The sequence below is a fragment of the Actinoplanes sp. NPDC024001 genome (genome assembly GCF_040638955.1).
In the GTDB taxonomy this organism is placed as follows: domain Bacteria; phylum Actinomycetota; class Actinomycetes; order Mycobacteriales; family Micromonosporaceae; genus Actinoplanes.
Map to the genome: position 1 here is coordinate 79142 of NZ_JBEZZB010000020.1, position 10218 is coordinate 89359.

The window sequence follows — 10218 nt, forward strand, 5'->3', positions numbered from 1 at the left end:
ATGCCACTTGACCCCTTCGTCCACGACACGCTCGGCCAGCGGGTGATCCTGGAGGCCGGCGGTGCCGCGAAGCACCTGGCCGCCGAGGTGTCCCGGCTCGGCGCGGACCGCGTCATGCTGATCGCCGCCGAGGCCGAGTCGCACCTCGCCGACCGGGTCACCGCCGGGCTGCCGGTCGCGCTGCGCTGGACCGAGGTGGCCCAGCACGTGCCGGTCGAGCTGGCCGAACGGGCCCGGGAAGCGGCCGCCTCCGCTGCCGTCGACCTGCTGGTGGCGGTGGGCGGCGGGTCGACCGTCGGGCTGGCGAAGGCGATCGCGTTGACCGCGCGGGTGCCGATCGTCGCGGTGCCGACCACCTACGCCGGGAGCGAGGCGACCGCGGTCTGGGGGCTCACCGAGGGGCGGGAGAAGACGACCGGGACGCACCCGTCGGTGCTGCCGGTGACGGTCGTCTACGACGCCACGCTGACCGTGTCGCTGCCGGTCGGGCTCTCCGTGGCGTCCGGGTTCAACGCGCTGGCGCACTGCGTCGACTCGATGTGGGCGCCCGGCAGCGACCCGATCAACCGGGCGCTCGCCGTGGAGGGCATCCGGGTGTTCGCCTCCGGCCTGCCGAAGGTGGTCGCCGACCCGGCCGGGCTGGAGGGACGCGACGAGTGCCTCTACGGGGCGTACCTGTCGGCGGTGTCGTTCGCGTCCGCCGGGTCCGGGCTGCACCACAAGATCTGTCACGTCCTCGGGGGCGCGTACCGGCTTCCGCATGCCGAGACGCACGCCATCGTCCTGCCCCACGTGCTGGCGCTGAACGCTCCGGCCGTACCGGATCGGGGCCGGCGCATCGCCGAGGCCTTCGGCGGTGGTGAGCCGCTCGCCGCGCTGGAGCGGCTGCGGGCCGCGGTGGCCGCGCCGCGCGCGCTGAAAGATGTCGGCTTCGACGAGGCCGCGGTGGGGGAGGCGGCCGCGCGCATTCTCCCGGGTGTGCCACCGTCCAATCCCGCGCCGGTCGACCGGCGCGTCCTGGAGACCCTGCTGCGCGCGGCCTGGGCGGGCGACACGCCGGGTGGTGCCGCATGACCGGCGAACCGGGCGCCCGGGAGGAGGCGCTGGTCCAGCGGGTCGTGGCGTCCTTCACCGGCGCCTCGTCACCCCGGCTCGAGGAACTGCTCACCTCGCTCACCCGGCACCTGCACGCCTTCGTCCGGGAGACCCGGCTGACCGAGGCGGAATGGGCGGCGGCGATCCGGTTCCTCACCCGGTGCGGCGAGGTCACCGACGCCAACCGGCAGGAGTTCATCCTGCTCAGCGACGTGCTCGGGATCTCCATGCAGACCATCACGGTCAACGACGCGGCGGCCGGGGACGCCACCGAGGCGACCGTGGTCGGGCCGTTCTTCACCGAGGGGTCGCCGCGGGTGCCGATCGGCGGGGACATCGCCGGCGGGGCGCCGGGCCGGCCGTGCTGGGTGGAGGGCACGGTCACCGACACCGGCGGGAAACCGGTGGCCGGGGCGCGGATCGAGGTCTGGGAGGCCGACGACGACGGGTTCTACGACGTCCAGTACGGCGACGGGCGGGTCGCCGCCCGGGCCCACCTGTTCAGCGACGAGAACGGGCGGTACGCGTTCTGGGGGATCACGCCGGTGCCGTACCCGATCCCCGACGACGGGCCGGTCGGTGAGCTGCTCGCCGCGGCCGGGCGGTCGCCGATGCGGGCGTCGCACCTGCACTTCATGGTCACCGCGCCGGGACTGCGGACCCTGGTCACGCACATCTTCGTCCGCGGCTGCGAATACCTGGACCGGGACAGTGTGTTCGGGGTGAAGGAGTCGCTGATCAAGGATTTCGCGGTGCAGCCGGCCGGTGCGGCCACCCCGGACGGGCGGGTGGTCGACGGGGAGTGGACGCGCGCCCGGTTCGACATCGTCCTCGCCGTTGACCAGGTGGATCGATGCATGTAACCGCGACGATGTAGGTTACCGTTTCGCCGGATCGATCACGAAGGGGGAAACGTGACGACATTGGTGGAACGGACCCGGACCGAGTCGTTCACCGCACGGGAGCGGTGGGTGCTGCTGGTCGCGGCTGCCTGGCTGGTGATCGGGCTGCAGCTGGATGCCTACGCCCACGCCACCACGCCGGAGCTGGAGACCTTCTGGACGCCGTGGCACGGCGTGCTCTACTCCGGTATCGCCGCCTCCGGCTTCACGCTGCTCTGGATCATGCGGTCGCGGCTGCCGGGCGTGCCGACGTACCGGTCGTTGCTGGCCTTGCCGAACGCGCTGCGCATCCCGCTCGCCGGCATGGCGTTCCTGCTCGTCGGCGGTGGGGTGGACACCCTCTGGCACAACCTGTTCGGCATCGAGCGGGACATGGAGATCTTCGTCAGCCCGAGCCACGAGTTCATCATCCTCGGCATGGCGATGGTCGCCATGGGCCCGGCGCTGATGCTGGCCGCCGGCCCGCAGGCGCGGCTGAGCGCGGGTGGCGCCGCCCTGGTCGGAGTCTCCACGCTCTTCTCGGTGCTGCCGGTGCACATCTACTCGCTGCACGCGTCGGCGATCGGTTTCCGGCACCTCGGCAGCGACCTCGACCCGGTGCCGATCTACTCGCCGGACGCCCAGCTGATCCACGGGTACGTGTTCAGCACCATCCTCCTGCTGCTGCCCTTCGTGGTGATCGGCCGGCGCTGGCCGCTGCCGATCGGCCTGCCCAGCGCGCTGGTCGCGGTCATCGCGGTGCTCATGCACCTGATGTTCGACTCCGAGGACGACTGGTGGCCGGCCCTCACCGTGGCCGGCGCGGCCCTCGTCGTCGAGGCCGTGCTGCGGATCGTCACGCCGCTGGTCAGGGCGAACGCCAACGTCCGCTGGGTCCTGCTCGGCCTGGTCGCCCCGCCCGCCGTGTGGGGCGCCGTGCTGCTGGTCGGCAAGATCGAGACGGGCAGCACCGGGTTCAACATCCACATGGTCACCGGTCTGCTCACGCTGACCGCGCTGACCGGCGTGGCGACCGTGCTCGTCGCCCGCAGCGTCCAGCACCTCCCGGAGTGAGGCTGCTCCAGCGACTCGTCCTGCTCGCGGCGATCGTCGGTGGGACCCTGCTGTCCAGCGGCGCGCCCGCGTCCGCGCACGCCGGTGGGCTCACCGCGACCGACTCGCGCGGGCGGGTCGTGGCGGTGAGCCCGGCGGTACCCGGCCTCGACGTGGTGGCGATCGAGAACGGGGCCCGGCTCCGGCTGCGCAACGGCACCGGCGGGCCGGTCACGGTCGGCGCCGGGGGAGGGGCGGCGACGCCGGCGGTGGTCGCGCCCGGTGCCGAGCTGACCTGGATCGACGAGCGGGCCACCCCGGACGGCCGGGACGTCGCGGCCGGCGAGACCGTGCCGTGGACGGTGCCGCTCGACGTGAACGGCACACCGGTCATGATCACCGGCGAACTCGCCGGCGAACAACCACCGGTCCCGGCCGCGTGGTGGGCGGCGACCGCGCTCACCGGCCTGGCGCTGGTCCTGCTGGCGCGGCGGGTGCGCCGCGCCGACCTGCTGCTCGCCGCCGCCGGGAGCGTCGCGGCGGCCGCCTCCGTCTGGCACGTCGCCGGATCCACCCTGGCCGTGGAGTCGGCGCCACTGGCCGGCACGTTTCTCAGCGCCGCCGGCATCAACCTGCTGGCCTGGCCCCTGATCATTGGCGGGGCGGTGACCGCACTGCGCGGCCGGGCGGCCGGCGTTCTGGCGGTCTGCGGCGGCGCGGCATTGACGGCGGTCTTTGTCCTGCCGGATGTCACCTCCTTCCACCGGGCGGTGCTGCCCTTCGCCGGGCCGCCGGTCGTCGAGCGCGTCCTGGTGCTGCTCGCCCTGGCCCTCGGCGCCGGCGTCGCGGTGGCCGGCGCTGGTGTGCTGCGCGGCCTCGCCCGCGAAGCGGTACCCGAGGAGCAGGCATGACCCTCAGCGGGACGCGCGGCAACAACCCGGATCGCCGGGCCGCGTGCGTGTTCGGGGACCGGTGACAACGCTGACGCTCCTCGCTCACGGAGTCGGCGAGTCGGCGGATCTGCCGCTGCCGCTCGACCTTGTGCTGCAAGCCGGGGCCGCCACTGTCGTGCTGTCGTTCCTGATCAGTGCGTTCTGGTGGCGACGGCCGAAGCTGATCGCCGCCGAGCCGCGCCCGTTGCGGGTGCCCGCCGCGCTGCGCTACCTGGTGCTCGCCCTGGCGATCTACGTGGCCGGCAACGCGGTGCTCGGCCCGCGCGGCCCGGAGAACCCGGCGGCGCACGCCCTCTTCGTCTGGCTCTGGGTCGGCCTGATCCCGCTCAGCGTCGTTCTCGGCCCGGTGTGGCGCGCGGTCAACCCGCTGCGCACGATCTTCACCCTGCTCCGGCTGCCGGCGCGCGGGCTGCGCCCGCTGCCGCCGGAGCGCACCGCCGGCACCTGGCCGGCCGCCGCCTTCCTGCTGGGCTTCGTCTGGTTCGAGCTGGCGGCGCCCCAGCACGGCGATCCGGTCGCGGTCGGCGTCTTCCTCACCTGGTACGCCCTCGCGCAACTGGCCCTGGCGACGTGGCGCGGGGAGGACTGGTTCGCGCGGGGCGACTGCTTCGAGGTGTACTCCGAGCTCGCCGGCCGGCTCAGCCCGCTGCACTGGCGTACCCCGCTGTCCGGCCTCGTCGCGCCGCTGCCGGCCGGCGCCGGCGTGGCGGCCTTCATCGCTGTCTGGTGGGGTTCGACGGTCTTCGACAGCGCGTCGGCCTCCCCGGTGTGGGCGGACGTCGTGCGGTGGGCCGGCTCCCCGGTGCTGTCGGCCACCGCCGGCCTGGTCGTGCTCTGCGCGCTGGTGTTCCTCGCGGTCCGCTGGACGGCCGGCCGCCTGGACGTGACCGCCTCGCTGATCCCGATCGCCGTCGGGTACACGCTCGCCCACTACCTCTCGCTCCTGCTGGTGGAGGGCCCGCGTGGCGTGCTGCTGCTCGTCCAGCAGTGGGGGATCGGGGCCGGCGCGAGCTGGGACCCGGCGCTCGACCCGCAAGTGATCGCCGGGGCCCAGATCGCGCTGATCCTGATCGGACATGTGCTCGGTGTGGTCGTCGCGCACGACCGGGCCCTGGCCGCTGATCCGGACCGGCCGCCGCCGGCGGTCCTCGCCGACGAACTCCCGCTCGTGCTGTTCATGATCGGATGCACGTGGGCCGGGCTGTTCCTGCTCTTCGTCCGCTGACGCCGGCGCGATTGTCCTGCGATGGAACGTGTTCTATTCTCGGCGGCGATCCGGAGGAGGCGCGCGTTGACCATCCGTGACTTGGCGCGGCGATCGCAGGCGGCGGCCGGCGCGAAGGACCGCGAGAGCTGGCTCGGGCTGTTCGCCGACGATGCCGTGGTGGAGGACCCGGTCGGTCCGTCGCCGCTCTGCCCGGACGGTCGCGGGCATCGCGGCGCCGCGGCCATCGCCCGGTTCTACGACACCGTGATCGGGCGCACCGAGGGGCTGCGCTTCGAGATCGAGCGGTCCTACCTGTGCGGCGACGAGGTCGCCGACGTCGGCAGCATCCACATCGCCCTGCCGGGTGGGCATTCCACCCAGGTCCGTGGCGTCTTCACCTACCGGAGCGACGGCGCGGGCCGGATCGCCGCGCTGCGGGCGTACTGGGAGTTCGGCGGGGGCGAGGGAAATGCCTAGCCGCGGGGTCGTCGTGCTCTCCGGCCCGCCGTGCTCGGGCAAGAGCACCGCCGGGAAGATCCTGGCCGCCGCCGGTCACGGCCGGATCCACCTGCAGGTGGACGCCCTGTTCGACCTCCTGTTCCCGGACTCCGACCGGTCCCGCGACGACCGCATGCGCGCGTACGACGCCGCGCACCTCCTCACCCGGATGTTCACCGACCGCGGCGAGACCGTGGTGCTGGAGTGCACCTACGCCCGCCGTGACCAGCGCGCCAGTCTGGCGGCGGCGCTGGCGGGTTCGGCGGCGCCGCTGCTGGTCGTCGAGTTCTTCGTGACTCCCGGCGAGGCCGTGCACCGATTCCGGCAGCGCGACCAGGCCACGGACCTCGACGAGGCGTTGGTACGCGAGCGCGCGGAGGCGTTCCCCTACTGCGCCGAGGCTCTGCGCGTGGACTCGGCGGCGGGGACACCCGAGGAACACGCGAAAAGCGTCATCGCCTGGCTGGAGCAGGACCCGCAGCCGGTGGACCCGCAGGCGTGGACCCGGGCCGGCAGGGGCTGGAACTGATCTCAGGCCACCTCGTAACAGCGGCGCACCCGGTCGAGCCGGCCCTCACGCAGGTCGGCGCCGGGAATCCAGAGGGAGACGTTGACGATCTCGCCCCACGCCGTGCCCGGGCCGGCCTCCACCTGCAGAAGCGGCCGGTGCCCCGGCGGCCGGCTCGTGTCGGTGTCGCAGTAGCCGAGCAGTCGATGCCGGGGCTCGGGCAGCAGCGGCCGCAGCTCGTCCCACAGGTAGCAGCCGCATCGGCGCTTCCTGGTGGACGGGTGGGGCCGTCGGCGCGCCGCCGACCAGGTTGCCGGTGAAGCCGACCGACGGCCGCGCCAGGGCGAGGAAGCTGTCGGCGACCTCGGGTGCCAGACGGCGCCTGACCACGGCCTGGACATCAGGGGAGAGATCCATCGCGGGAGCCTACGACCCGAGCTTCGTCCAGTTTCCTTCGGAGAGGACCTCGACGGTGCCGTCGACGACCTGGATGGCCGTCTGCTCGTCGATGGCGTAGGCCGGGACGCCGAGGTCGGCGGCCCACCGCTCCGCGTGCGCCAGGGTGTTGGTGGGGAACGCGTCCAGGTGCGGGAAGATCGAGAAGTCGACGACTCCCAGGGTGCGGTCGTCCGGCGCGCCGGCCCACTCGACGAAGTAGTTGCCGATCCGCGGCGTCAGCACCATGCTGCCGGCGCTCACACCCACCCAGACCTTGCCGGCCAGCGACGGCAGCAGATCGGCCAGCCCGGACTCGCGCATCCAGTGACACAGGTACGTGGCGTCGCCGCCGTCGACCAGGAGCACGTCGGCGTCCTCGACCCAGGGGACCCACCGCTGCGCGCCGATGCTGGGCAGGGCGGTCAGCTCCAGGACGCCGAGCGACCCCCAGCCCAGGCCGGAGAAGTGCCGCCACAGCGGCTCGGCGGCCACCAGACCGCGCACCGAGGCCGGGCCGCACATCGGGTGTCCCCACTGCGCGGTCGGGATGAGCAGGGCGGAACACTCGGCGACCGGCTTGCCGAGAAGCCGCTCCAGCGCCGCATGGATGCTCGGGTTCGTGACGCCGCCTGAGGTGAGCAAGAGCTTCACAGTGCCTCCGGTCTCGCGCGGACGGTGCATGCCGGGCCACATCGTAGCCAGCGGCGCGACCGCCGGGCTGGCAAGCTGAGCCGATGGAGTCGGTCTGGGACTACCCGCGTCCGCCGCGCTGTGAGCGCTCCGGTGCCCGGGTGACGGTGGTGCACGCGGGGCGGGTGATCGTCGACAGCGACCGCTGCTGGCGCGTTCTGGAGACCTCGCATCCGCCGGTCTACTACGTGCCTCGCGACGACATCGCCGACGGCGTGCTGGAGCCCGGCGAGGGCCGGTCCTACTGCGAGTTCAAAGGCGTGGCCGGCTACTGGGACCTGGTTGTCGGCGACACCCGGGTGCGGCAGGCCGGCTGGTCCTACGAACGGCCCTCACCCGCGTACGCGGAGATCGCCGGAGCCGTCGCCTTCTATCCGAGCCGGGTGGACGAATGCCGGGTGGCCGGCGAGCTGGTCCGCCCGCAGGAGGGCGACTTCTACGGCGGCTGGATCACCGCCGGCATCACCGGCCCGTTCAAGGGCGGCCCCGGCACGAGCGGCTGGTGACGTCACTCCACCCCCCACCAGCCGTCGCCCACCTCCCGTTGCGGGTGTCCGAAGTCGCCTGAGGCGGTGGTGATTCGCGTCCCCGCGGCAGGTGGGCCGGCGAAATAGGCGAGACCGGTTCCGGACTCGGCCCGCCAGTTCTGCCACGTCTGCACGAACAGGACCGTGCGGTCGGCGTAGGCGAACCCGGACGGCGACAGGGAGCGCACGCCGGCCGGCAGGGGACTAGCGGCCGCTGGCGGGCCTACGCGGTCGACGGCGTATTGAGAAGAAGTCTTTGCATTGATATCTTCTCATCATGCCGGAGATGCAGCCCCGCCTCCTGACCGATGTGGACGCGCTCAAAGCGCTCGCCCACCCCCTGCGCCAGCAGATGCTGAGCCGCCTGCAGCGGCATGGTTCGGCGACCTCCGCCGAGCTGGCCGAGATCTATCGCGCCGACCGCGGCGCGACCAGCTATCACCTGCGCCAGCTCGCCCGATACGGCTTCATCGAGGAGGACCGGGAGCGCTCGGCGGGGCGCCGGAAATACTGGAAGGCGGTGGCTCAGGATCTGCGCCTGCCGCGGGGATCGGCCGACCCGGAGATCGCCGCGGCGGCCGAGGAGATCGGCAAGCAGTGGTTCGAGCGGTCGCAGAGTGACCTCATCGGCTACCTGACCGACCGGGACGCGCACGGGGAGTTCGCCGCCGCGGCCATGCACTCGTTCGGCAGCACGGTGCTGAGCGCTGAGGAGCTGGCGCGGTTCGGCGAGGAATACATGGCGCTGCTGAAACGGTGGAACCGCGCACCCGCCGAGGCGGCCGAGGGCAGCCGGCACATCACGGTGCTCTTCCACGCCTTCCCGACCTCGGGGGAGCAGGCGTGACCGCCGTCGCCGAGCGGGCCTCGCTCTGGCGCAACCGGGACTTCACGCTGCTCTGGAGCGGCCAGGTCGTCTCCAACCTGGGCGCGGCGGTCAGCGGCACCGCGATGCCGCTGCTGGTTCTCGCCATGACCGGGTCGGCGGCCGACGCGGGGCTGGTGGGCGCGGCCGGGACGCTGCCGCATTTGATCGCCAACCTGCCGGCCGGCCCGCTCGTCGACCGGTGGAACCGCCGCCGGATCATGGTCGTCGCCGAGATCGTCGCCGGCCTGACGCTGCTCGCCGTGCCGTTGGCGCTCTGGACGGGTCTGCTCGGGCCGGGGGCGTGGAGCATCGGGCTGCTCTGCGCGGTCGCCTTCGTCCAGGGGCTCTGTTTCGTGTTCTTCGGGCTGGCCGAGCGGGCCGCGCTCCCGGTGATCGTGCCGGCCGCCGACCTGGCCACCGCGATCGCGCACAACGAGGCCCGCGGCCGGGGCGCCGCGCTGGCCGGCCCACCGCTCGGTGGCCTGCTCTTCGGGCTCGACCGGGCGCTGCCGTTCCTGGCCGACGGGCTCTCCTATCTGGCCGCGGCCGGTGCGCTGGTCTTCCTGCGCAAGGACCTGCGGACCGGGGCGGCGCAGGCCGCCGAGCCGCTGTGGCGGTCGGCGGGCGCCGGGCTGCGCTACGTCTGGCGGCATCCGCTGATCCGCGCGGCGATCCTGCTGATCGCGGTCAGCAACCTGGTCTTCCAGGCGCTGGTGCTGGTGATCGTGGTGCTGGCCCGGCAGCAGGGTGCGAGCGCCGGCACGGTCGGGTTCATGCTCGGTCTCTACAGCGTGGGTGGCCTGCTCGGGGCGCTGGCGGCCGGGCGGTTCCACCGGCACTTCGCGCCGCGCACGGTGATCGTCGGGATCAACTGGGTGTGGGCGGCGCTGCTGCCCCTGATGATCCTCACCAGCCATCCGCTGCAGATCGGCGCGATCGGTGCGGCGTGCGCGTTCGTCGGACCGCTCTGGAACGTCGTGATCCACACCTACGCGAGCGTCCTGGTGCCGAACGAGTTGCTGGGCCGGGTGACCAGCGCCGCCATGACCGTCTCCTGGGGCGTCATGCCGATCGCGTCCCTCGGCGCCGGGTTCCTCCTCACGGCCATCGGGCCGATCGGCTCGCTCGGGGTGCTGGCCGGCATCATGCTGGCCGCCGCGATCGCCGGGGCGCTCAGTCCCGCCGTTCGCCACGCGCCGCCACTGCCCGCGGCGTGAGAGCGCGGGTCAGACGATGGCCGGGCCGAAGGTGTCGGCCATCGCGGCCACCCCGACGGTGAGCAGCGGACCGGGGTATCCGCCGTACCCGCAGGCGTCGACGTCGACCAGGTCGTGCCACTGGCGGATCACCGGGTCGGGGGAGTGGCGGTGCAGTGACCGTACGCCCGGGTGCGGCACCTGGTGGCCGGCGGCGCGCAGCATGGCGGCCAGATCGTCCTGCTGGCGCCGCACGGCGGCGGCGACGGCGGTGGCCGCCGCCCGCGACGCGCACGGCACCGTG

General features: G+C 73.2%; 13 protein-coding genes. 10 read left to right on the plus strand and 3 right to left on the minus strand.

All coding sequences use genetic code 11. The features are described 5' to 3' along the window. From AB0F81_RS10750 to AB0F81_RS10780, 7 genes are all read left to right on the plus strand, one after another. Window positions 1–1074 (plus strand): maleylacetate reductase, encoded by a 1074-nt coding sequence (locus tag AB0F81_RS10750; RefSeq protein WP_360194339.1) that lies wholly within the window; start codon window positions 1–3, stop codon window positions 1072–1074. Further along, complete coding sequence (locus AB0F81_RS10755; RefSeq protein ID WP_360194342.1) at window positions 1071–1958, plus strand: dioxygenase; 888 nt, start codon at window positions 1071–1073, stop codon at window positions 1956–1958. The genes AB0F81_RS10750 and AB0F81_RS10755 overlap by 4 nt, the downstream gene beginning before the upstream one ends. 51 nt (window positions 1959–2009) lie before the next feature. Next, complete coding sequence (locus AB0F81_RS10760) at window positions 2010–3050, plus strand: hypothetical protein (protein ID WP_360194345.1); 1041 nt, start codon at window positions 2010–2012, stop codon at window positions 3048–3050. Further along, the gene (locus AB0F81_RS10765; RefSeq protein WP_360194348.1) at window positions 3047–3940 is read left to right on the plus strand and encodes a hypothetical protein; all 894 of its coding nucleotides are present in this window, start codon (window positions 3047–3049) and stop codon (window positions 3938–3940) included. Before AB0F81_RS10760 ends, AB0F81_RS10765 begins: the two co-directional genes overlap by 4 nt. A 61-nt stretch (window positions 3941–4001) precedes the next feature. Further along, the gene (locus tag AB0F81_RS10770) at window positions 4002–5207 is read left to right on the plus strand and encodes a hypothetical protein (RefSeq protein ID WP_360194351.1); all 1206 of its coding nucleotides are present in this window, start codon (window positions 4002–4004) and stop codon (window positions 5205–5207) included. A gap of 66 nt (window positions 5208–5273) precedes the next feature. Further along, on the plus strand, window positions 5274–5666 hold the full coding sequence (locus AB0F81_RS10775) for a nuclear transport factor 2 family protein (RefSeq protein ID WP_360194354.1): 393 nt from the start codon (window positions 5274–5276) through the stop codon (window positions 5664–5666). Further along, window positions 5659–6216: an AAA family ATPase gene (locus AB0F81_RS10780; RefSeq protein WP_360194357.1), complete on the plus strand. Its 558-nt coding sequence runs from the start codon at window positions 5659–5661 to the stop codon at window positions 6214–6216. Before AB0F81_RS10775 ends, AB0F81_RS10780 begins: the two co-directional genes overlap by 8 nt. Window positions 6217–6621: 405 nt before the next feature. Here the strand turns inward: AB0F81_RS10780 and AB0F81_RS10785 are convergent, their stop codons facing one another. After that, the gene (locus AB0F81_RS10785; RefSeq protein WP_360194360.1) at window positions 6622–7284 is read right to left on the minus strand and encodes a Type 1 glutamine amidotransferase-like domain-containing protein; all 663 of its coding nucleotides are present in this window, start codon (window positions 7282–7284) and stop codon (window positions 6622–6624) included. A gap of 83 nt (window positions 7285–7367) precedes the next feature. Between AB0F81_RS10785 and AB0F81_RS10790 the strand changes: the two genes are divergently transcribed. After that, window positions 7368–7829, plus strand: a complete 462-nt coding sequence (locus tag AB0F81_RS10790) for a DUF427 domain-containing protein (RefSeq protein WP_360194363.1) — start codon at window positions 7368–7370, stop codon at window positions 7827–7829. Between the two features lie 2 nt (window positions 7830–7831). Here AB0F81_RS10790 and AB0F81_RS10795 read toward each other — a convergent pair whose 3' ends face one another. Beyond that, on the minus strand, window positions 7832–8038 hold the full coding sequence (locus AB0F81_RS10795; protein ID WP_360194366.1) for a hypothetical protein: 207 nt from the start codon (window positions 8036–8038) through the stop codon (window positions 7832–7834). Between the two features lie 89 nt (window positions 8039–8127). On the opposite strand from AB0F81_RS10795, the gene AB0F81_RS10800 reads away from it, so the two are divergent. Continuing rightward, entirely contained in the window at window positions 8128–8697 is a 570-nt protein-coding gene (locus AB0F81_RS10800; protein WP_360194369.1) for a helix-turn-helix domain-containing protein, read from the plus strand. Next, complete coding sequence (locus AB0F81_RS10805; RefSeq protein WP_360194372.1) at window positions 8694–9935, plus strand: MFS transporter; 1242 nt, start codon at window positions 8694–8696, stop codon at window positions 9933–9935. Before AB0F81_RS10800 ends, AB0F81_RS10805 begins: the two co-directional genes overlap by 4 nt. Before the next feature lie 9 nt (window positions 9936–9944). Here AB0F81_RS10805 and AB0F81_RS10810 read toward each other — a convergent pair. Beyond that, window positions 9945–10218: hypothetical protein (locus AB0F81_RS10810; protein ID WP_360194374.1), on the minus strand; the 274-nt coding region annotated here is incomplete at its 5' end.